Origin of the sequence: Sphingobacterium sp. E70 (genome assembly GCF_019285695.1) — a bacterium.
Lineage (GTDB): Bacteria > Bacteroidota > Bacteroidia > Sphingobacteriales > Sphingobacteriaceae > Sphingobacterium > Sphingobacterium detergens.
Genome location: NZ_CP079104.1, coordinates 1,766,139 through 1,788,466, shown reverse-complemented (window position 1 = coordinate 1,788,466; position 22,328 = coordinate 1,766,139). Strand labels below are relative to the sequence as shown.

Annotated in this window: 18 protein-coding genes and 9 pseudogenes; 15 read left to right on the top strand and 12 right to left on the bottom strand. The window is 39.4% G+C overall.

Annotated elements, in window-relative coordinates; genetic code table 11:
* Positions 1 to 3: 3 nt before the first annotated feature.
* From KUH03_RS12990 to KUH03_RS12965, 6 genes and pseudogenes are all read right to left on the bottom strand, one after another.
* Positions 4 to 363 (bottom strand): NAD-dependent epimerase/dehydratase family protein, encoded by a 360-nt coding sequence (locus KUH03_RS12990; RefSeq protein ID WP_257093903.1) that lies wholly within the window; start codon positions 361 to 363, stop codon positions 4 to 6.
* Between the two features lie 128 nt (positions 364 to 491).
* Positions 492 to 1,105, bottom strand: a pseudogene (locus KUH03_RS12985) (M20/M25/M40 family metallo-hydrolase).
* A gap of 458 nt (positions 1,106 to 1,563) precedes the next feature.
* Positions 1,564 to 2,214 carry a lipoprotein signal peptidase gene (locus tag KUH03_RS12980; protein WP_257093902.1) on the bottom strand — a complete coding sequence of 217 codons (651 nt, stop codon included), beginning with the start codon at positions 2,212 to 2,214 and terminating at the stop codon, positions 1,564 to 1,566.
* A 54-nt stretch (positions 2,215 to 2,268) separates the two neighbouring features.
* Positions 2,269 to 2,654: pseudogene (locus KUH03_RS12975) on the bottom strand (TraR/DksA family transcriptional regulator).
* Between the two features lie 3 nt (positions 2,655 to 2,657).
* Positions 2,658 to 6,068, bottom strand: a pseudogene (gene ileS / locus KUH03_RS12970) (isoleucine--tRNA ligase).
* A 334-nt stretch (positions 6,069 to 6,402) separates the two neighbouring features.
* Positions 6,403 to 6,752 (bottom strand): annotated as a pseudogene (locus tag KUH03_RS12965) (HesB/IscA family protein).
* A gap of 285 nt (positions 6,753 to 7,037) precedes the next feature.
* Between KUH03_RS12965 and glyA the strand changes: the two are divergent.
* The 9 genes and pseudogenes from glyA to purE all read left to right on the top strand — a co-directional run bounded on the left by glyA (position 7,038) and on the right by purE (position 14,813).
* Positions 7,038 to 8,309, top strand: coding sequence for a serine hydroxymethyltransferase (gene glyA, locus KUH03_RS12960; RefSeq protein WP_257093901.1), 1,272 nt, complete (start codon positions 7,038 to 7,040; stop codon positions 8,307 to 8,309).
* A 604-nt stretch (positions 8,310 to 8,913) separates the two neighbouring features.
* Entirely contained in the window at positions 8,914 to 9,504 is a 591-nt protein-coding gene (locus KUH03_RS12955) for an RNA polymerase sigma factor (RefSeq protein WP_257093900.1), read from the top strand.
* A 232-nt stretch (positions 9,505 to 9,736) separates the two neighbouring features.
* Entirely contained in the window at positions 9,737 to 10,432 is a 696-nt protein-coding gene (locus KUH03_RS12950; RefSeq protein WP_120261577.1) for a zinc metallopeptidase, read from the top strand.
* A gap of 135 nt (positions 10,433 to 10,567) precedes the next feature.
* Positions 10,568 to 11,920 (top strand): signal recognition particle protein, encoded by a 1,353-nt coding sequence (gene ffh / locus KUH03_RS12945; protein ID WP_257093899.1) that lies wholly within the window; start codon positions 10,568 to 10,570, stop codon positions 11,918 to 11,920.
* Positions 11,921 to 12,033: 113 nt separating this feature from the next.
* Positions 12,034 to 12,429 (top strand): NADH-quinone oxidoreductase subunit A, encoded by a 396-nt coding sequence (locus KUH03_RS12940; protein WP_257093898.1) that lies wholly within the window; start codon positions 12,034 to 12,036, stop codon positions 12,427 to 12,429.
* Positions 12,426 to 12,620, top strand: a complete 195-nt coding sequence (locus tag KUH03_RS12935) for a hypothetical protein (protein WP_257093896.1) — start codon at positions 12,426 to 12,428, stop codon at positions 12,618 to 12,620. Before KUH03_RS12940 ends, KUH03_RS12935 begins: the two co-directional genes overlap by 4 nt.
* A 2-nt stretch (positions 12,621 to 12,622) precedes the next feature.
* Positions 12,623 to 13,077: pseudogene (locus KUH03_RS12930) on the top strand (NADH-quinone oxidoreductase subunit B).
* 79 nt (positions 13,078 to 13,156) lie between these two features.
* Positions 13,157 to 14,297, top strand: a pseudogene (locus KUH03_RS12925) (5-(carboxyamino)imidazole ribonucleotide synthase).
* A gap of 7 nt (positions 14,298 to 14,304) precedes the next feature.
* A pseudogene (purE, locus tag KUH03_RS12920) lies at positions 14,305 to 14,813 on the top strand (5-(carboxyamino)imidazole ribonucleotide mutase).
* Here the strand turns inward: purE and KUH03_RS12915 are convergent.
* The 6 genes and pseudogenes from KUH03_RS12915 to bshA all read right to left on the bottom strand — a co-directional run bounded on the left by KUH03_RS12915 (position 14,760) and on the right by bshA (position 18,602).
* Positions 14,760 to 15,311 (bottom strand): sugar phosphate isomerase/epimerase, encoded by a 552-nt coding sequence (locus tag KUH03_RS12915; RefSeq protein ID WP_257093894.1) that lies wholly within the window; start codon positions 15,309 to 15,311, stop codon positions 14,760 to 14,762. The pseudogene purE and the gene KUH03_RS12915 overlap by 54 nt on opposite strands.
* Positions 15,302 to 15,502 carry a hypothetical protein gene (locus KUH03_RS12910; RefSeq protein WP_257093892.1) on the bottom strand — a complete coding sequence of 67 codons (201 nt, stop codon included), beginning with the start codon at positions 15,500 to 15,502 and terminating at the stop codon, positions 15,302 to 15,304. Before KUH03_RS12910 ends, KUH03_RS12915 begins: the two co-directional genes overlap by 10 nt.
* A 23-nt stretch (positions 15,503 to 15,525) precedes the next feature.
* Positions 15,526 to 15,834: a hypothetical protein gene (locus tag KUH03_RS12905; RefSeq protein WP_257093891.1), complete on the bottom strand. Its 309-nt coding sequence runs from the start codon at positions 15,832 to 15,834 to the stop codon at positions 15,526 to 15,528.
* 258 nt (positions 15,835 to 16,092) lie between these two features.
* Positions 16,093 to 16,654 (bottom strand): annotated as a pseudogene (frr, locus tag KUH03_RS12900) (ribosome recycling factor).
* A 28-nt stretch (positions 16,655 to 16,682) separates the two neighbouring features.
* Positions 16,683 to 17,387: a UMP kinase gene (gene pyrH / locus KUH03_RS12895; RefSeq protein WP_075991132.1), complete on the bottom strand. Its 705-nt coding sequence runs from the start codon at positions 17,385 to 17,387 to the stop codon at positions 16,683 to 16,685.
* Positions 17,388 to 17,459: 72 nt separating this feature from the next.
* Positions 17,460 to 18,602, bottom strand: coding sequence for an N-acetyl-alpha-D-glucosaminyl L-malate synthase BshA (gene bshA / locus KUH03_RS12890; RefSeq protein ID WP_257093889.1), 1,143 nt, complete (start codon positions 18,600 to 18,602; stop codon positions 17,460 to 17,462).
* 389 nt (positions 18,603 to 18,991) lie between these two features.
* Here bshA and KUH03_RS12885 point away from each other — a divergent pair, with 389 nt between their 5' ends.
* From KUH03_RS12885 to KUH03_RS12860, 6 genes and pseudogenes are all read left to right on the top strand, one after another.
* Positions 18,992 to 19,186, top strand: coding sequence for a hypothetical protein (locus KUH03_RS12885; RefSeq protein ID WP_257093887.1), 195 nt, complete (start codon positions 18,992 to 18,994; stop codon positions 19,184 to 19,186).
* Positions 19,180 to 19,527, top strand: a complete 348-nt coding sequence (locus KUH03_RS12880; RefSeq protein WP_257093885.1) for a DUF1003 domain-containing protein — start codon at positions 19,180 to 19,182, stop codon at positions 19,525 to 19,527. Before KUH03_RS12885 ends, KUH03_RS12880 begins: the two co-directional genes overlap by 7 nt.
* A 106-nt stretch (positions 19,528 to 19,633) precedes the next feature.
* On the top strand, positions 19,634 to 19,927 hold the full coding sequence (locus tag KUH03_RS12875; protein WP_257093882.1) for a hypothetical protein: 294 nt from the start codon (positions 19,634 to 19,636) through the stop codon (positions 19,925 to 19,927).
* Positions 19,928 to 20,076: 149 nt separating this feature from the next.
* Positions 20,077 to 20,444: pseudogene (locus KUH03_RS12870) on the top strand (BlaI/MecI/CopY family transcriptional regulator).
* Between the two features lie 29 nt (positions 20,445 to 20,473).
* A complete protein-coding gene (locus KUH03_RS12865) occupies positions 20,474 to 21,808 on the top strand; it encodes a M56 family metallopeptidase (protein WP_257093881.1) in 1,335 nt (444 codons plus the stop codon).
* Between the two features lie 103 nt (positions 21,809 to 21,911).
* Positions 21,912 to 22,298 carry an energy transducer TonB gene (locus tag KUH03_RS12860; RefSeq protein ID WP_257093878.1) on the top strand — a complete coding sequence of 129 codons (387 nt, stop codon included), beginning with the start codon at positions 21,912 to 21,914 and terminating at the stop codon, positions 22,296 to 22,298.
* Positions 22,299 to 22,328: the final 30 nt, after the last annotated feature.

Sequence of the window (22,328 nt, the reverse complement as noted above, 5' to 3'; positions counted from 1 at the left end):
CCATCAAATACAAAATCGGTAGAGATGGATCAACTGTGTCTTATTTTTTTCGCAGTAACTTGCTAGTGTTTGTACCAGATCTACATTGATCAGCTGGCAGGCAGCTTTATCGGCCTCACATGCTTCCACACTGGTCATAGCAGCGGTGTGTATAATCGCATCAAAAATATGGTTGGATAAAAAATCCGCTAATAGGATCTGATCCAACAAGTCAACTTGATAGAAAATATATCCTGCTTGATTCGGGTTTCTATTCGGGCCTTTTGAAATGGCTGTAACCTCATAAAGATTATTTCCAGCAAATAGGTCAACGACCTTCTGACCCAAAAAGCCATTGGATCCTGTGACAAGAATTTTTTTCATCCGTATACTTATTTTTTTATCTGTGTTTTAATCTCGCGGGTATCTAAAGTACCTTAATAAATCCGCTCTCGTTTGCCCTCGAGCCTAGGCTATATTTTAAAGGTCATCAACGGATTATTTTATCCGTTTTAGTTGGTCCAGATAAAGTCCATTTTACTTGATTGTTTCATGATATTCTCGATTACCGATTTCTCTAGATCCAGAATAGATTTTAATGAATTGTAATCGATTTTGTCTGCATCATCCGTTGGCATATGATAGTCGGGATGTCCGCCAGTATGGAAGAATAATACGGGAATATTCTTTTGTAGAATGAAGTCTGATCCGACCCGCCGTTACCGTCTTTGCTTAAGTTGAACTTGATAGGCGCTTGGATATCTTTGAAAATAGTCGGCCATTGACTGCTTGTTCCGTATCCGATGACGGCAAGACCGTTGTCGGGATTGTAGCGGCCGATCATATCCATATTAAGCATTGCCGTGATTTTTTCCAACGGTAGGGTAGGGTGTTCGGTAAAATATTTGGAACCCACCAGACCCAGCTCCTCGGCACCAAAAGCGATAAATAATAAATTATAAGGCTCTTTTTCCTTATTGCTGCTAAAATAACGGGCGAGTTCCAATAAACCAGCAGTACCCGAAGCATTGTCATCAGCACCATTGTGGATTTTACCAACACCTAGCGAGTCTTTTGAGCTACCTTGGCGACCTGTTCCCAAGTGATCGTAATGCGCACCTATCACAACTGTCAGCGGGGCTCCATTATCGATAAAACCTATAATATTGTCAGCATTACGAATACTGTCAGCTACCTTTACCTTCCACACCTTTGCTTTAAAAGATTGGCGATAGCCTTTTTCACCCTTGGGTTGTAATTTATATTTTTAAACTCCTTTTCGATATAGTCCGCTACTTTGAACACTTCTTTACTACCTGTCCCGCGACCTTGCATTTTGTCATCCGCCAGGTAGTAGATATGTTTTTTAGATTCGGGATTTCAATTTGTTGTGCTTGTGCCACTTTTGTCACAAAAAGTGCGCAGACGATAAGGAATAAGTTAATGTTTTTCATTTTTTGGTATTTAGTATGGAGACCGTCATAACCTATATGACCAGATTGCTTGATAATCAGAATACGATCCCCGTTTTTAACGTTTTAAAGAAAAGCCTTGCGATTAACAAGGCTTTTGTAAGATATTTCGTTAATCTTCAACGATTTCGCTATGGATACTCGATTTCTCTTCTTTTTCTGTTTTGAAATAACGTTTTTGGAATAATAGTATCAGTACGACCCCCACTGAAATAGCTGAGTCTGCAATGTTGAATACCGGCCGGAAGAATAGAAACTCTTCACCACTCCAAAAAGGTACCCAAGTAGGGAAAGTACCTTCAATTAAAGGAAAATAAAGCATGTCAACTACTTTTCCATGCAGGAAGGATGAATATCCTCCACCCGCCGGAAATAAAGATGCCTTGTCGTAAAAAGTACTGTCACTGAAGATCACACCATAGAATGCTGAATCAATGATATTTCCCAAAGCACCAGCAAGAATCAGGGCGACATTTAATATAAAGCCACGGTTGTATTTATTCTTGATCATGTAATGTAGACCATACCCAATACCAGCTACGGCCAGTATCCGAAACACGGTCAGGAACAATTTCCCGTAATCACCACCAAATTCCATTCCGTAGGCCATCCCATTGTTTTCAATAAAATGGATTTGGAAGAATTTACCTAATATGTGATGACTTTGTCCAATTGTCATAGAGAGCTTAACCCATATTTTTGACAATTGGTCTATTAAAAGAATCGCGACAATCAGTGCGACTGGTTTCGTATACCCCTTCATTGTGCTATAAAAATGGTCTTTGCCTACGCAAAGACCATATATTTTTACCTAAAATTAATATTGTTTGTTTTTCGCCTCGATGCTCAAGGTTGTATGCGGAACAGCTTTCAAACGTTCTTTTGGATCAGTTTTCCTGTTTCTCTACAGATACCATACGTTTTGTTCTCGATGCGCACCAACGCTGCTTCCAGATTGTCGATAAACTTCTTTTGACGTGCAGCCAATTGGTTGGTTTGTTCCTTTTCCAAAGTTGCAGAGCCGTCTTCTAAGGTCTTGTATGTGCCCGCAGTATCGTCTGTACCATTCGCATTGCTGTTATTGAGCGTTGCTGTCAACGAGGAAAGCTCTTCTTTTGCTATTCTAAGCTTGTCCAAGATAATATCTTTGAATTCTTGTAATTCTGAATCGCTATAGCGTGTTTTCTCGTTGTTGTTTGCCATAATTTAATTTTTTTGGATTAATGCCTTAAGTTCTTTGCCATCGATCTCGATGGTCTCTCCTTCAGTTAGTGAATCTTCAAATACCAATGAATCGGCTAGAATTTCGGTGCAAATATAAGATAAATTTTCTTTCGCTGCATTGACTACTTCTGAGGCTGCTGTTAACTTTACGTTAATTCTATCAGTCACCTCAAGTCCTTTTTCCTTCCGTAAATTTTGTAGACGGTTGATCAACTCTCTTGATAAACCTTCTTTCTTCAATTCTTCGGTGATATGAACATCCAATGCTACGGTCAATTTACCCAGATTAGCAACTTGCCATCCCTCCACATCCTCTGCTATAATTTCTACATCGCTTAATAGAATAGTATATGGCGTACCTGTTAGGGCCAATTCACCGGCTGATTCCAATGTGCTGATTTGATCTATAGTCAACGATTGGATAGCTGAAGAAACTAACTTCATATCCTTACCAACTTTCGCGCCAAGAGCTTTGAAGTTTGGTTTTATTTTTTTCTTGATTATACCAGTTGTATCCGTAATGAACTCAATATCTTTGATATTGGTTTCCGAAAGTATCAAATCTTTTACTTTTTCCACCTTCTCCTGGAAAGCACTATCCAGTACTGGGACGAGGATTTTGTTTAATGGCTGACGCACATTGATCGACGTTTTCTTACGTAGTGAAAGTGTCAAAGACGAAATATCCTGCGCCAGGGCCATACGTTCTTCCAGATCTTTATCCACTAGTTTTTCATCGTATACCGGGAAGTTGGCTAAGTGAACTGACTCAACTTGTTCCTTATTGGTTGCAGTATTCAAATCCAGGAATAGTCTATCCGAGAAGAATGGCGATATTGGTGACATTAATTTCGCAATGGTATCCAGACAAGTGTATAATGTCTGATATGCAGAAATTTTATCTTCGGTATATTCTCCTTTCCAGAAACGACGACGGCACAAACGAACGTACCAGTTACTCAAGTGTTCATCCACAAAGTTTTGGATTGCACGTGCGGCTTTCGTCGGTTCGTAATCCGCTAGATATTCATCTACTTCTTTCGTTAGTGAATTTAGTAACGAGACAATCCAGCGGTCGATTTCAGGACGGTTTTCTAATGTAATATCTGGTTCTGCATAGGAGAACTTATCAATGTTGGCATAAAGCGCAAAAAATGCATAGGTATTGTATAGCGTACCGAAGAACTTACGGCGTACCTCATCCAATCCCTCCATGTTGAATTTTAAATTGTCCCAAGGAGCAGCATTGCTGATCATATACCAACGGGTAGCATCAGCACTATATTGATCGATCGTTGAGAAAGGATCAACACCATTGCCTAAGCGTTTGGACATCTTATTTCCGTTTTTATCCAATACCAATCCATTGGAAACAACGTTTTTGAAAGAGACCGATTTATACATCATTGTAGAGATCGCATGTAGCGTAAAGAACCATCCACGAGTCTGATCCACACCTTCGGCGATGAAGTCTGCAGGGTATGCATGATTGAATCCATCTTTAAATGGAAACTCTTCACCTTTTGCCAGCTTCTCATGATCCAATCCCCATTGTGCATAAGGCATTGCTCCCGAATCGAACCATACGTCAATTAAGTCAGGCTCACGGAATAATTTTTGACCAGCATCAGAAACAAGAACGATGTCGTCAACATATGGACGGTGTAAATCTAGCTTTTCTGTGTCAAATTTATCTAGATAGGCTTGGTTTTTCGCTTTCTCATCTGCCGATAGCACATCCGAAGTCAGGGAGGCCTCTAACAAAGACTTTAATTCAGGTAACGAACCGATACAGACCTCTTCATTCTCATCTTCTGAACGCCAGATTGGAAGTGGTGTACCCCAGTAACGAGAGCGGGAAAGGTTCCAATCGACCAGGTTTTCCAACCAGTTTCCAAAGCGTCCTGTTCCAGTTGCTTCGGGTTTCCAGTTGATCGTTTTATTTAAAGCGACCAGATCCTCTTTTACCGCAGTAGTACGGATAAACCAGCTATCCAATGGATAGTATAAAACCGGCTTGTCTGTACGCCAACAGTGTGGGTAGGTGTGCTCGTATTTTTAACATCAAATGCTTTGTTATCCTCTTTTAGTTTGATCGAGATCAAGACGTCAGTAGGTTTGAAATCTTCTTTCGCACGCTCTTCTGCACTGTAGTATTCCTCTTTTACAAATCGTCCTGCAAAATCGGTGATTTCATTCACGAAACGACCTGTACGGTCTACCGTAGGAACATCTTTCCCATTTTCGTCTTTGACCAAAATACCCGGTACACCGTGTTCTTTTGCTACACGAAAGTCATCTGCACCATAGGTCGGCGCAGCATGCACGATACCTGTACCATCTTCAGTGGTCACAAAGTCACCAGGGATGACGCGGAATGCATTTTCTTGTAAATCTTCATTGGTGATATAAGGCAACAATTGTTCATAGCGCAAGCCAACAAGCTCTTCCCCTACAAATTCTGTTGCAAGTTCCCAAGGGATAACTTTATCACCCAATTTGTAGTCTTGGAAAGAGGCATCTTGCCCCTCTGCTTTAAAATGCTTGCTGACCAGATCTTTTGCCAATACAACAGATATTGGTGCACCTGTATATTTATTGAAAGTTCTGATTTTGACATAGTTTATTTTCTTGCCAACAACCAAAGCTGTATTGGACGGTAAGGTCCAAGGCGTAGTCGTCCAAGCGATAAATGCAATATCTTCGGCTTCATCATCCACTAACTTTTCAATCGCTGGATGGAGCTGGCTTTTGATCAATCTGAATTCAGCAACAATTGTTGTATCCTTCACATCTTTATACGTACCCGGTTGATTAAGCTCATGGGAACTCAATCCTGTACCTGCAGCAGGTGAATAAGGTTGAATGGTGTAACCTTTATACAATAAGCCTTTTTATAGAGCTCTTTTAACAAATACCATAAGGTTTCGATGTATTCGTTTTTATACGTGATGTAAGGATGTTCAAGATCGACCCAATAACCCATTTTGTTGGTTAGGTCATTCCATACATCGGTATATTTCATCACTTCCTTGCGGCAAGCGTCATTATATTCTTCTACGGTAATCTTTTTGCCGATATCCTCCTTAGTAATACCAAGAGCTTTCTCGACGGCAAGTTCAATTGGAAGGCCGTGGGTATCCCAGCCTCCTTTTCGTTTTACCTGGTAGCCTTTCAATGTCTTGTAGCGACAGAAAATATCCTTAATCGTACGAGCCATCACGTGATGGATTCCAGGCATTCCATTTGCAGAAGGTGGCCCTTCAAAAAATGTATATGACTTGCTCTCAGGGCGATTATTGATACTTTTTCGAATATTTTTTCCTGTTCCCAACGGGTCAAAATCTCTTTACCAATCTCAGGTAAATTTAACTGCTTATATTCTTTGTACATCAGACTGTTGTATGCTTCTTTTCTAAAGGTCGCTAATTTAGTGAATTATGATGGAAAAAGAAAGAGGGCTTTGTTGCTGTAGTATCATTATATGATGAGCAAAATATTTTTGAAAATCCCCGATACGGTCAATGATCAACGATTACACAATCATGGTGGCTGATGAAGTCGAACTGAAAGCTAGGAGATAGGGCGATCGTAGCAGGAATACGTGGAATAAGGGGCGGTTGAATTTTCCGAAACAGTCGATCAGGTTTGCTGTTACGGAGGCTAATATGAAAAAGGGATTGCTATCCGCAATCCCTTTTTCATTGGAATATGTGCAAATTTCAACTTATGCTGAAAAACTACTTCCACAACCACAAGTGCTACTTGCATTTGGGTTATTGAAAGTAAAACCTCTTGCGTCAAGTCCTGATTTGAAGTCAATTTCCATGCCTGCAAGGTATAAGCCATGTGCTTTGTTCATAAAAATACGGATTCCTTCAATTTCGTACTCGTTGTCTCCATCTTTTTCTGGTCAAAACCAAGGATATAACTCATACCCGAACAACCGCCTCCTTCTACACCGACACGTAAACCAAAATCATCAGAAATTTCTTGCTGATCTTTTAATTTATTGAGTTCCTTGATTGCCCCTTGCGTTAAGGTAACAGGAGCAATTGCTGTATGTTCTGTGCTCATTTTGATAATGTTTTAGCCAATTCTTTAACAAAAATACATATTTTTAATCGCAAATCGCCCGCCTTGGATTTTTGACATTTACAAAACATTCAATTTTTATTGGATTGTGTGAATCCAGATAGGAGTTAAACGGATACCTTGGTTAATTAGCTAATTCGCATAAATAAGCTCATTTTTCTAGGAACATTTAATAAAATATGGCTTTTTGTCGATATTCTTTATGGAATATGCTATCTTTGAGGCATTAAAATAAAAACAAAATTTACTTTACAACATTTAAAAACAATGGAAAGAGATCAAGCCATTTTTAATTTAATAGCTGATGAGCTGAAACGCCAAGAAGAAGGTATTGAATTAATTGCTTCGGAAAACTTTGTTTCAAAACAAGTGATGGAAGCTGCTGGTTCAGTGTTGACAAATAAATATGCAGAAGGCCTCCCAGGAAAACGTTACTATGGAGGTTGTGAAGTTGTGGATGAAATTGAAACCATCGCAATTGATCGTGCAAAGCAATTATTTGGCGCAGAATGGGTAAATGTTCAACCTCACTCTGGAGCACAGGCAAATGCGGCTGTTTTTTTGGCGACAATCAAACCTGGAGACAAAATTTTAGGTCTTGATTTATCTCATGGTGGACACTTGACTCACGGATCACCAGCAAACCTTTCTGGTAAGATCTATCAACCATTATTTTACGGTGTAAAAGAAGAAACAGGTCTAATTGATTACGAACAGTTGGAAGAAACCGCGCTTCGTGAAAAACCAAAAATGATCATCTGTGGTGCTTCAGCTTACTCCCGTGACTGGGACTATGCACGCATCCGTAAAGTTGCTGATGAAATCGGTGCGATTGTTTTGGCTGATATCTCCCATCCAGCAGGTTTGATCGCGCGTGGTCTATTGAATGATCCACTTCCTCATTGTCATATTGTTACAACTACGACACACAAGACACTACGTGGTCCTCGTGGTGGTATGATTATGGTTGGTAAGGATTTTGAAAACCCTTGGGGTATCAAAACACCCAAAGGTGAAATCCGTACGATAACGCAATTGTTGGATTTAGCTGTTTTCCCTGGTACGCAAGGTGGTCCTTTGGAGCATACAATTGCTGCAAAAGCAATTGCTTACGGTGAGGCCTTGTCAGACGAGTATATGGAATACATTGTTCAGGTGAAGAAAAATGCTGCTGCATTGGCAAAGTTCTTCGTTGATCGAGATTATAAGATTATCTCTGGTGGTACAGATAACCATTTGATGTTGGTTGATCTACGTAACAAAGATATTTCTGGTAAAGAAGCTGAAGCCGTATTGGGTAAAGCAGGTATCACAACCAATAAAAATATGGTTCCTTTTGATACACGTTCTCCTTTTGTAACTTCAGGTGTGCGTTTCGGTACAGCCGCAATCACTACTCGTGGTATCAAAGAAAATGATATTATTCAAATCGGAGAGTTAATTGATGAGGCATTGAAAAATGCATCCAATGATGCTGAATTGGATAAGATCCATGGTAAAGTGAAAGCCATGATGGCAGAATTCCCATTGTATAAATAAGACGCTGTCTTTATCATATAGAAAAGCGGAATCATCTCAGGGTGATTCCGCTTTTTTCGTTTTTGATCTTATACGATACCCACCGCGTACTTGCTCTGCCACATGCGAGTCATTCATGCATTTGTTTTTTAAGTTTTATGCGCCGTATCTGCTATGAAGTACGACCGTACTATCTTACGGGCAACTGTGCATCAACCTTCTAATTAACAGGAATTTTATCCTAATATAATAGGGGATTGATAGGTACTTTATTCGCTTTCATCCGAATAAGGTCCGAATAAGGTCCGGACAAGGTCCGAATGAGGTCCCTATAAAGTCCCTGTTAGTTGAGAGTTTGTCTCAAGGTTAGTCACTGGATAAATTGAATCAGACATAAGCCTTTTTATTAAATGCCTTTTTGCGAAGGAAAGGGAGTTTTAACATTTTAAATGTTAAAAAACCTTAAATTGAAATGTAATAATTTGATTACTCAATAATTTTACGGTACTTTGAAATACTATTAATTGATTGTTTTACAATAAGAAAGGAACACTATACGCTAAACATTTACATTTTACAACAGAACTGATAATTTATTTGCGAACTGCTAAAAAGTAAGTGACGTATGAGACTTTTGAAAAGTAAGAGTGATCAAGAATTGATCCAAATGTATGTCGGGGGCCAAGAGTCCGGCCTAGAGGCATTGTTGAATCGATATAAATCGAAAATTTACACCTCTATATATATGAAAGTAAAAGACGAATATCTTGCTGAAGATATTTTCCAGGAGACTTTCATTAAAATCATCAACACATTAAAATCGGGCAAGTACAATGAAGAGGGGAAATTTTTGCCTTGGGCTATCCGTATTGCCCACAATATGATCGTTGACTTTTTTAGAAAAGCCAAGCGGGCCCCAAATATCGTTAATGCGGATGGTTTCGACATTTTTGAAGTATTGGAATTCAGCGATGAAAGTGCTGAATCAAAAATGCTGAGACAACAGGTCGATGTCGACTTAAAGAAAATGATCCAGAAACTACCAGATGATCAGAAAGAGGTTTTAATTATGCGACACTTCTGTGATATGAGTTTTAAAGATATTGCTGAGATAACGGAGGTGAGTATCAATACCGCCTTAGGAAGAATGCGCTATGCATTGAGTAATTTACGTAAAATGATAGAGGGTTCTGATTTAGTCTTTCAGATGGGATAATGAAATAAGCACTATAATTTAGAAAATAACAAACAAAGGGAGTGAGTTTTTCACTCCCTTTTTTATGCTACAATGTCATGTCTGCATCAGAAGAAATTGTTCTTTTGTCAGTTATACGCTTTTTATTATCTTAGAAGTTCATGCCTTTATCAATTTATAGGAATTGGAATGAGGTTTGATGATCATATTGAAACTATTAAAAAGAGAATAACGATAAAAATATAAAAAAGCTATGTACTTGATTTTATTTATTGGAATAATGGTGGTAAGCCTAATTGTCCAGACAAGATTTAAAAACAAATTTAAGAAGTATTCAGAGATGCCATTGGGGAATGGAATGTCTGGAGCTGAGATTGCGCAGAAAATGCTCAATGATAACGGTATATATGATGTGAAGGTATTGTCAATTCCTGATCGCCTGGGCGATCATTATAATCCATCGGATAAAACGGTCAACTTGAGTCCTGAGGTATATAGTGGTCGCAGTGTAGCGGCAGCAGCGGTAGCGGCTCATGAATGTGGTCACGCTGTCCAGCACGCGAAAGCATATAAATGGTTGGGTTTCCGTTCAGCGATGGTACCAATGGTCAATGCGGCTTCCAAACTGACTTCATGGGTATTAATGCTCGGCGTGATGTTATTTGCATTTTCCAAAGGCGGTAATCCATGGTTGTTAGCGGTAGGTGTGGGAGCATTGGCGATTACAACAATATTTTCGTTTATCACACTTCCTGTAGAATTTGATGCGTCAAACCGCGCTTTGGAATGGTTGAACCATGCTGGTGTTACGTATAATGGTGAGGAACATGATGGTGCTAAAGATGCATTAAAATGGGCTGCTATGACTTATGTCGTTGCTGCTTTGAGTGCCTTGGTAACACTTTTATATTATGCTTCCATCTTATTTGGTGGGCGTAGGAGTGACTAATGAGTGGTTAGGTAACTCGAGTATACAAAGAAATGCGATTATTTTTAATAGTCGCATTTTTTATGGGGTGTTAATGAGGTTACTACAGACAATTTTTTTAACTTTGCTGTTTATATAGAATAAGATTCAGATTTTATGTTTTCAAATCTTCAAGATAAGCTAGATAGGGCCTTTAAAGTATTAAAAGGACAAGGCAGTATTACCGAAATCAACGTTGCTGAAACGATGAAAGAAATTCGCAAAGCATTGTTGGATGCCGATGTGAATTACAAAACTGCTAAAACTTTTACAGATGATGTTAGACAAAAAGCTTTAGGGCAGAATGTATTGACAAGTATTTCTCCGGGTCAATTGTTGACTAAAATCATGAATGATGAGTTGACAGAATTGATGGGTGGGTCTGTCACAGAGTTAGAGATTGGTAAAAATCCTACTGTTATTTTGATTGCAGGTCTGAATGGTGCCGGTAAAACAACTTTTTCTGGTAAGCTGGCATTATTCCTGAAAGATAAAAAGAATAAAAAACCATTGTTGGTCGCAGGTGACGTTTATCGTCCAGCAGCGATTGATCAATTGGAAGTCTTGGCTGAACAAGTTGGTGTTCCTGTTTATGTTGATAGAGCATCAACAGACCCGATTGCTATTGCCAAAGCAGGTGTTGAAGAGGCAAAACGTAATGGTCATAATGTTGTTATCATCGATACTGCTGGTCGTTTGGCCATAGATGAGCCTTTGATGGTGGAGATCACTGCTGTTAAGGAAGCGACAAAACCGGATGAGATCTTATTTGTTGTTGACTCGATGACTGGTCAGGATGCTGTCAACACAGCGAAGACATTCAACGATCGTCTTGATTTTACAGGTGTTGTATTGACCAAATTAGATGGTGATACGCGCGGTGGTGCTGCATTATCCATAAAATCTGTTGTCAATAAACCAATTAAGTTTATTGGTACCGGAGAGAAAATGGATGCACTGGATGTTTTCTACCCAGATCGTATGGCCTCCCGTATTTTGGGTATGGGTGACGTTGTATCGTTGGTAGAGCGTGCACAACAACAGTTTGACGAAAAGCAAGCTGCGGAGCTTCAAAAGAAAATCCGTAAGAATAAATTTGATTTCAATGATTTCAAATCTCAGATCCAACAGATCAAAAAAATGGGTAACATGAAAGATTTGATGGGTATGATTCCTGGCGTAGGAAAAGCAATGAAGGATATTGAAGTCGATGACAATGCATTCAAACCTATCGAAGCCATCATTGATTCGATGACACCTTTTGAACGTGAAAATCCAGATGTAATAGACCAAAAACGTCGTTTGCGTATTGCCAAAGGTTCGGGAACAGACGTTAATGAAGTAAACAAATTGTTGAAGCAATTTGGTGACATGCGTAAAGTGATGAAACAAATGTCTAATCCTGCAATGGCTGCGAAGTTGATGCGTAATATGCCTAAAATGCCTGGAAAATGTAATTTTAATGTATAGTTATATACGATGGGGCATTGTACGCATACAATGCCCTATTTTTTTAATAAATAATTTGTAATTTCAAGTTCCTCGCTAGAGTAAACGAAATAATTGTTAAATTTGTAAACATTATGGATGACCCCGCGCAATTATCGGAATACGGCAAAATCCTTATCATTCTGCTGATAGGGGCATTGTTAGTCTGTGCGACCATTTTTCTAGCACGTTTAATCTCTCCCAAAAAGAATAATCCCATTAAATCTGGTACTTACGAATGTGGCGAAGATCCTATCGGTTCCTCTTGGATACAATTCAATCCTCGATTTTACGTCATTGCTTTAGTGTTCCTGCTTTTTGATGTTGAGCTCATCTTTATTTTTCCTTGGGCTACCGTATTTGGACAATCGGAATACATTGCCGCGGACGGCAGATGGGGATGGTTTACGATGATTGAAATGGCGATGTTTATCGGTATTTTAATCTTGGGATTGGTTTTTGTCTGGAAAAAGGAGATCTGGAATGGGTGAAACCCAATGTATCTCTACCTAAGGTTCCTGTAAATATTCCTCAAAGTGCTTATTCAACATTGAACAACAGCAGCTATCAAGTGCGGGAATACAGAGAGCCGGCGGTTGCGGTCGTAGAGGATACTGTTGCGCAAGAAGTGACAGCTGCGCCGAAGATCGCTTTTAAACCTCGATTTAAAAAACCTGAGTAAGCATGAGTTTAGATAGTCAATTGCAAAATAATGGTGTCGTTGTTGCCAAATTGGATGATCTGCTAAACTGGGCAAGACTTTCTTCGATGTGGCCGATGAGTTTTGGGATTGCCTGTTGTGCGATCGAAATGATGGGAGCCATGGCTTCAACTTATGACCTGGATCGGATGGGTGTTTTCCTAGACCCTCACCGAGACAGTCAGATGTTATTATTATTGCTGGTACAGTCACATTTAAAATGGCTGACCGTATAAAAAAACTATACGAGCAGATGCCCGATCCGAAATATGTGATCTCAATGGGATCCTGTTCCAATTGTGGTGGCCCTTATTGGCAGCATGGTTATCATGTTGTGAAGGGAGTGGATCGGATTATCCCAGTGGATGTGTATGTTCAGGGATGCCCACCTCGTCCAGAAGCACTGATAGGTGCTTTTATTGAACTGCAAAAAAGATAGATAAAGAAAGCTTATTAGGTGAACAGCTGTTCAGGGAAAAGGCTTAAAAGATAAATTTTATAAGATTTTAGAATCAATTATGGCAAAAGATTTTTATGGCGAACTGCAATTAGGCATTCTTGGTGGTGGTCAACTCGGAAGAATGTTAATCCAGGAAGCCATTAATTACAATGTAAACGTTCATGTACTGGATCCCGATAAGAATGCTCCTTGTCGTAAACTGTGCAATAAATTTGAATGTGGTTCATTGAGCGATTTCGAGACAGTATATAATTTTGGTAAAGACCTGGATTTGATTACTATCGAGATCGAAAAAGTGAATGTGGATGCCTTGGAGAAATTGGAAGAGGAGGGGTGATCGTTTACCCGCAGTCGCGTATTATTCGCCTGATCCAGGATAAGGGATTACAGAAACAGTTTTTAAACAAAATGATATCCCGACTTCTGGGTTTCAATTGATATCGACTAAAGATAACTTAACAAATGCTTCGTTGAGTTTACCCTACATTCAAAAACTACGTAGAGATGGGTATGATGGAAAAGGCGTAAAGAAGATCGTTACTGAAGCGGATATCCAGGATGCCTTTGAAGAGCCAAGTTTGATTGAAGAGTGGGTAGATTTTGAAAAAGAAATTGCTGTTATTGTTGCACGTAACGATAGAGGTGATGTCTCCACTTTTCCAATGGTAGAAATGGAATTCAATCCACAAGCCAATTTAGTGGAATTTCTTATCGCGCCATCATTATATGGTGTAGAGATTCAGCAACGTGCGGAAGCAATTGCGAAGAAAATTGCGGATGATTTACAAATCGTCGGTTTGCTTGCAGTGGAAATGTTCCTCACGAAAAACGGTGATATTCTGGTGAATGAAATTGCACCACGTCCGCATAATAGTGGTCATCAAACGATCGAAGGGAATTATGTTTCTCAATTTGCACAACATTTGAGAGCAATATTCAATTTACCATTGGGTGATACAAGATGCCGGACAAACGCTGTCATGATCAATCTACTGGGCGAGGATGGTTATGAGGGCTTAGCAAAATATGATGGAGTAGAAGAGGTGTTGGCGATGGAAGGAGTCTATTTACATCTGTATGGCAAGAAGTATACAAAACCATTCCGCAAGATGGGGCATATCTGTATCATCAATGATGACCGGGATAAAGCCATCTCCAACGCAAGAAAAGTACAAGAAATATTAAAAGTTAAAGCTTAATAATACTATGTCAGTCAATAATAAGGCCCAGGTAGGCATTATCATGGGAAGTAAATCCGATCTTCCTGTTATGCAGGATGCCATCGATGTCCTGAAAGTCCTTGGAGTAGAATTTGAGGTCACAATTGTTTCGGCACACCGTACACCGCAACGTATGTTTGATTATGCAAAAAATGCCGCATTCCGTGGTTTGAAAGTAATTATCGCGGAGCCGGTGGTGCTGCGCATCTACCGGGAATGGTGGCTTCAATCACACATTTGCCTGTAATCGGAGTACCTGTAAAATCATCTAACTCTATTGATGGGTGGGATTCGGTACTATCCATCTTACAGATGCCTAATGGTATTCCTGTAGCAACAGTTGCGCTAAACGCTGCAAAAAATGCGGGTATATTGGCTGCTCAGATCCTTGGTACACATGATGAGACAATAAGCAAAAATATTATTGATTTTAAAGAAGAATTAGCCCGTAAAGTGATTGAAACTGCGGTCGAAGTAGAGGATACACAATTCTAATAAAATCTTATCAAATAAAAAGGAAGCATTGCTTCCCTTTTTATTTGATAAGATTTGCCTGAACGTAATCGTAGCTTTTTTAAGACTTTCCATCTTGTTTGGCATATAGATATCATCTTGCTCTACGAAAGCGTATTTTAAGCCAGCTTTGGTCTTTTCTTTGACAATTTCCGGAAAAGAGATGCTTCCAGTACCAACTTCGGTATATCTGATATCCTTAAAGATTTGTTCCACAGGTAACTTACCATCCTTAGGCCATTCGATCGGATTAGATTTTGTACGGTCCATATCCTTCACATGCCATAGTTTAAATCTATTGGGGAATTTTTCAAATATGGAGATGGGGTTTTTCCCGGCTTTCTCGGCCCAGAAAAGATCAAGCTCAAAATCGACAAGATCAGGTTCCGTAAAAGCCAGCATGACATCTTCCCCTGTGGTATTGTTCCCTAAATCCCTAAATTCCCAAAAATGGTTGTGGTAAGCAACCTTTAGCCCCATCTTTTGGCTTGTTCACCAGCCTTATTGAGCTGTTCGGCAGCATAGAGATAGTCATCTTTTTTAAGCGCATTAATGTCGAACATCGGTGTCACTGGCGCAATCACATATTCCTGTCCGAGCTCTTTTGCCGCATCAAAGTAAACGGATAAATCTTCTTTATCAGTATGTGATTTACTGAGGTATTTAGACATATCATAATGGCCTGAGTGCGTTTTTAGGCCATTGTCATCCAGAATCTTTTAAGCTCTTTATAGGGTAATTTCCAAAATTGTTTGGCAGTAGAATCTATGCCATAAAGCTCAACATGTTTGTAGCCAATTTTTGCGACCTGCTCCAAAGATCCTTTCGGATCTTTATCCATCAAATCACGTATGGAGTACAGCTGTACGCCTATATTCTGCAAAGGATTGTCACTGACAGCACCCGTTTTGTTTTGACAAGATATCAAGTTGGGCATCAGATAAGCTGCCGAAAGACCTATTCCAGCTTGCTTTAAAAATTGACGGCGAGAATTGTTCATCATATAACTGATTATGTGTTAGTGTACAATGTACAATTATTTTGTTCAAAAATCAATAGCACATACCGGAATATTTTTGCGAAGAGATAACATTCAACTATCAGGGAAATAAGAAAGACATGCGTAAAAAGTGAAAGCAAACCCGCTGAAAATTGCACATTTGCTAAGTGGAGAAGGGAGGATACAAAAGCAGCAATAAAAAAACGAGGATGTCCAATCTTTTGAACATCCTCGTTTTGTGTGTTATTTAAGAATAAGAACTTAAACAGTCATGATATCTTTTTCTTTCAGTTCAGCCAAAGTATCAACTTTTACAATGTATGCATCAGTCAATTTTTGTACTTCCCCTTCGGCGGTTTTGATTTCGTCTTCTGAGGCACCATCATTTTTAATTTTTGATGGACTCATTGGTGTCTTTGCGGATGTTACGGATACCAATACGGCCTCTTTCAGTCTCCTCTTTTACTTTTTTCACCAAGTCACGTCTTCTTTCTTCTGTCAAAGGCGGGATATTCAAGCGGATCACAATACCATCATTCTGTGGGTTGACACCAAGATTAGCATCCGTAATTGCTTTTTCAATTGCGTTGATGAGCGATTTTTCCCAAGGTTGGATGACAATAGTCCGAGCATCAGTTGTATTGATGTTAGCTACTTGTGAAAGTGGAGTAGCGCTACCATAATAATCGACTGAAATACCATCTAACATAGATGGAGAAGCTTTACCGGCACGAATTTTTGTTAATTCTGACTCCGTGTGAGCAACTGCTTTGGACATCTTGTCTTTACAATCGTCCAATTCAATTGAAATTAGTTCGTTCATATAAGATTACGTTTTTTACAGATATTAATTATTTTACCACAGTTCCAACATGTTCACCATTGGCAAGTTTCAATAAATTGCCAGGCTTGTTCATGTCAAATACGATGATTGGTAATTTGTTTTCTTGACAAAGGGTAAAGGCAGTCATATCCATTACATTTAATCCTTTCTCGTATACCTCCGTGAATGAGATTTCTTCGAATTTTGTTGCACTAGGATCTTTCTCCGGATCAGCAGTATAGATACCATCTACACGTGTTCCTTTTAGTACAGCATCGGCATTGATTTCAATCGCGCGCAAAGAAGCTGCTGTATCCGTCGTGAAATAGGGGTTTCCTGTACCAGCTCCGAAAATAACAATACGACCTTTTTCCAAGTGGCGTACAGCTCTTCTGCGAATAAATGGTTCACAGATCTGCTCCATCTTGATAGCTGTTAGCAAACGTGTCTTTTTCCCTACTTTTTCAAGAGCATCTTGAAGTGCCATACTGTTGATTACAGTGGCAAGCATTCCCATATAGTCTGCTTGAACACGGTCCATCCCTGATTTTTCAGCACTTAAACCGCGGTAAATGTTACCACCACCGATAACAATTGCAATTTCTAAACCTTGATCGTGAATTTCTTTGATATCATTAGCGTATTGTGATACACGGTTAATATCGATACCATAGCTTTGGTCACCCATTAAGGATTCACCGCTAAGTTTTAATAAGATACGTTTGTATTTCATAATTGTTTTTTTGGAAATTTTCCAAAGGTCAAAGATAAAATTTTTTTCAACCCTTAAGGCCAAAAATGATATTTATTGCGCTTTTGTTGTTTGATCAATCACTTCGCGGTAATATTGTTCGTACAAAGGCATGATATTGGACAATTGGAATTTTTTTGCATGATTTAATGCTGCTTCTTTAAATTTCTCCAACCTGTCAGCATCTTCTAAAATATAGATCGCATTCTTGGCCATATCGTCCACATCGCCTACATTGCTCAGGAATCCCGTTACACCGTTTTCATTCAGTTCAGGCAATCCACCTGTATTGGATGAAACAACCGGAACGCGGCAAGCCATTGCCTCTAAGGCCGCCAAACCAAAGCTCTCGGAGCTCGAAGGCATCAAGAAAAGGTCGGAAACGGACAAGATCTCTTCGACAGCATCCTGTTTACCCAAAAAACGAACATCCATACATACATCCAATTCTCTGGATAGTTCCTCCGCATTGCGACGTTCAGGACCATCACCAACCATTAATAGTTTGGAGGGGATGACGTCATGTACTTTCTTAAATATACGGATGACATCTTCCGTATTTTTTACTTTTCTGAAATTGGAGGTATGGACCAAGATCCGCTCATTGCCCGGAGCAATCGCTTTTTTGAAATGGGAGCGGTCCCTATTGCTGAATCTATCAAGATCGATAAAGTTGGTAATGACTTTAATATCTCTGCTGATATCAAAATACCGGAGTGTCTCATCTTTTAGATTTTGTGAAACGGCGGTAACACCGTCTGACTGATTGATCGAGAAGGTGACGACAGGACTAAAGCTTTTATCTTTTCCAACAAGTGTAATATCTGTACCATGAAGTGTGGTTACTACAGGGATATTAATACCATAGGTCGTCAGCAAGATTTGTTTTGCCATGAATGCCGCCGAAGCATGGGGAATGGCATAATGTACATGGATCAGATCCAGCTTTTCAAAACGTACGACATCAACCAATTTGCTGGCCAACGCAGATTCGTAAGGTAAAAAGTCAAAAAGCGGATATTGGGATACTGCAACTTCGTGGTAATAGAGGTTTTCCGAAAAGAAATCTAGGCGTGCAGGTTGTCGGTAGGTAATAAAATGGATCTCATGTCCATTGGCTGCCAAAGCCTTTCCTAATTCCGTTGCCACAACACCACTGCCACCAAACGTGGGATAACAAACAATGCCTATTTTCATCTTTATGAATTGATTTTTAAAGCAGATGACGTATTCAGATTTAATCAGCCTTTATCGGATGGAATAAATCATGATGGTTTCATCTCTAATTTTTGTGTTGCAAATTTCGACTATTTATGCCTAAAATAACAAAAACCAATTGCCATAGTTTTGTGAATTTTTGATTACTTAAAAAGCATTATCTTTAAGTAGACATTTAAGCGGTATATGGACAATTTTACCAGTGACATCTCGGGGCAACAATTCCCTTTGGAACAACGTATTTTGGGGCTTCTATTCGACAGCCCATTTTTAAATTAATCCGGAAGGAATATCCGAATTTTGGGAAAGATAAATATATTGCCGCGACAGAACTGACTCGGTTTAAGGAAGCTTATATTACCGAATTTTTGAAAGACGAGTCGGGACAGCTCAGTCAACTGGATCAACAGGTTATACAGAGCTTTAAGGACAACAAGGTCATTAGTGCAAGCATGGATAATGATGGAGCAACAACAGCCTCAGTAGGTGAACGTGTCGCAGACAAAGTCGCTGAATTTGGGGAAGCTGGACGTTCATTATTTCTTTCGTTGTATTTTTGCTGATCTGGATCGCGGTCAACATGTATTGGTTAAATAATAAAGGTTTTGACCCTTATCCATTTATTTTGCTTAATCTGATCTTGTCCTGTGTGGCTGCGCTGCAGGCCCCGGTGATTATGATGAGCCAAAATAGGCAAGAAGCCAAGGATCGCGAGCGGGCGCGGAATGATTATTTGGTTAATCTGAAGGCCGAGCTTGAAATCCGGGAACTACATGAGAAAATCGACCACCTCATTATTAGAAAAGAACAGGAACTCGTTGATGTGCAGCGTGACCAGGTAGAAAAATTGGGTTTCCTGTTGCAGAAAATGGAAAAAATAGAAGAAGCGTTTAAAAACAAATGAATATAACAGGATTAATAGGAGAGCTGACTTTTAAATTTTCAAGGTCGGGAGGAGCAGGGGACAACATGTCAACAAGGTATCCTCCAAAGTTACCCTGCAATGGAGTGTGGAGCAGTCCGCAATTTTCTCAGCTGAAGAAAAGGCTCTGGTGACTGAGAAGCTTTCGAATCGTATCAATAAAGAGGGAATATTACAATTGGAATCAGATACGGACCGCTCACAGGTGCGAAACAAAGAAATAGCCATTGATCGTTTCCTTAATCTACTGAAGGAAGCCCTCGTACCTACTAAACCGAGAAAGAAAACCAAAATTCCTTATTCCAGCGTGCTGAAAAGATTAGATCGGAAGAAACAACAATCCCAATTGAAAGCTTCACGTAGACGAAGTTTTGAGGATTAATTTGTTATAAAAAAGTATTCGGTTAAATTTTATTGTTTTAATAATCAGTGCCTTGTGTATATAACTAAAGAAATAGTTGTAAAACTATTTCTTTAGTTATATACTTGTATTGTAATCGATTACAACAGTACTGTTAATAATAAGGAGTTATGGAAGATTTTAAAGAATTGACTAAAGCAGAAGAACAGATCATGCAGGAGCTTTGGGAAATGGGACGTGGTTTTGTCAAAGATATCATTGACCGACTGCCTGAACCGAAGCCTGCTTATAATACAGTTTCAACGATAGTGCGTATTCTCGAAACCAAGGGTTTTGTGTCGCATGAGTCTTTTGGTAAAAGCCATCAGTATTTACCGAAGATCTCAAAAGAGGAATATAAAAAGGAATCACTGGTAAGTTGTTGAATAATTATTTTGATAATTCTCCCAAAAGTATGCTTTCTTATTTTCTGGAAGAGAATAAATTGGATGTTAAAGAATTAAACGATATTCTTTCGATCATCCAACGGAATAAATAACAACAACTACCTCTTATAAACTTTTGATTATGATTTACTTATTGATTGTCAATGTTTCATTGATTATCAGCTTTGCGCTCTATAGGCTGATTTTTCGAAAACTTACCTTCTTTCAATGGAATCGCGTCTATTTGATCGGGATGATATTTTTCTCGCTCTTGGCACCAATAGGGATTTTTATTGAATTACCGAAAACCGAGTTAATAGCGTATTCCATACCTATGGTGGATTTGAGTGGCTATATGGAGATCGCCATCAATAGCCCCAAAGAGCAACCAATTTACTTGATAGACATCCTGACTTATGTGTATTGGGCGGGTGTTGCAGTTGCTTGCATGTCGTTGCTATTTAGGTTGATAAAGCTGGTTCGTGCATTACGGGATGAACATGATTATTTAAGTTTCTCATTTTTCAATAAAATCATCATTGGGGAGTCCATTAAAGACAGTGGTAGTATCGAATCACATGAGCGTGTTCATGTCGATCAGGGGCATTCCTACGATTTGCTTTTGATGGAGCTGTTGAAAATTTTCAACTGGTTTAATCCGATTTTATATTTCTTTCAAAAGGAGTTAAAGTTCCAGCATGAATGTATTGCCGACGAAATCTGTTCCACGGATAAGGTGGCCTACGCCGAAATGCTGGTCGCTCATGCCCTGCAGGTGGATCATCTGCCACTGACGCATGAGTTTTCTAATCATTCGTTTTTAAAGAAAAGAATTATGATGTTATTTAAGAATAAGTCAGCGCGCAAAAAGCGTTTGTTATATGCCGCAGTATTACCGATGCTACTGGTTGTAGCAGGGTCTACACTGGTATTCAATACCACGCGTGCAAAGGATATCGTCTCAGATGTAGAAAGTTCGATCAATCAGGTGGAAGTCGCGGGATCAAAAGAAGCCGTTAAAAGTTTTGAAAAGTTAATGGAGGGAAGTGAAGCCGTTGAACCAAAATTGAAGGCTACTGCTGAGCCTATTCAACCTGGTATTGAAGGCGGCTTCGCACTAAATGGTGAGGGAGAAGGATTGATTCAGCAAGATACGACAAATCTTAGGAAAGGCGCTATTTTTACTGAGGTTGAAGTTATTCCCGAACCAGTTGGCGGAATGCGTAAATTTATGACCTGGGTTTCCGACAATTATGATTACCCAAAAGCCGCAATGGAAAATGCAGTGAATGGTGTGATGGAGATTTCATTCGTCGTGGAGCGGGATGGAAGCTTAACGGATTTCAAAATCACAAAGGATCTGGGCTATGGTACCGGGGAGGCTGCATTGAAGCTATTGAGAAGTGCTGAGAAATGGAGTCCTGGAATGCAAATGGTAGAAACGTTCGTGTTGCTTATACTTTACCTATCCGTTTAAACTTGAGTCAGGGAGAAGATAAGCCAAACAAATCTGGCAAGGTATGGGCTGAACCAAAACTTGGTTATGAAGGATTGAGAACTTGGTTTGCCAAAATTTTAAAATGCCAAGAGCAATATCCAATAAAGATATTGATCCGATCATTGAAAGTGTTTTCACCATTAATCTTGATGGTACTATAAAGTCTTTAATTGTTAATACGGATCTTGGCAAAGAGTTTAGAGATCAAGCAACAAAATTATTGTCGCAATCTAAATGGAATCCGGTTTTGGAAAAAGGTGTTCCCGTCGAGTCAAAGGCAGCTTTTTATTTCAAATTTAAACCTGGTGGTGAATATGTGAAAAATTATAGCCGGGTGGATGTCACTTCAGAACCTATAGGAGGGATGACTGCATTGCGTGATTATGTCATGAAGAATTTTAATCCAAATTCGACAGGTGAAGACGGGAACGTCGTTGTGCAGTTTGTCGTCGAAAAAATGGACAACTGAATAATTTTAAAGTAATCAGTACTCCTAGTA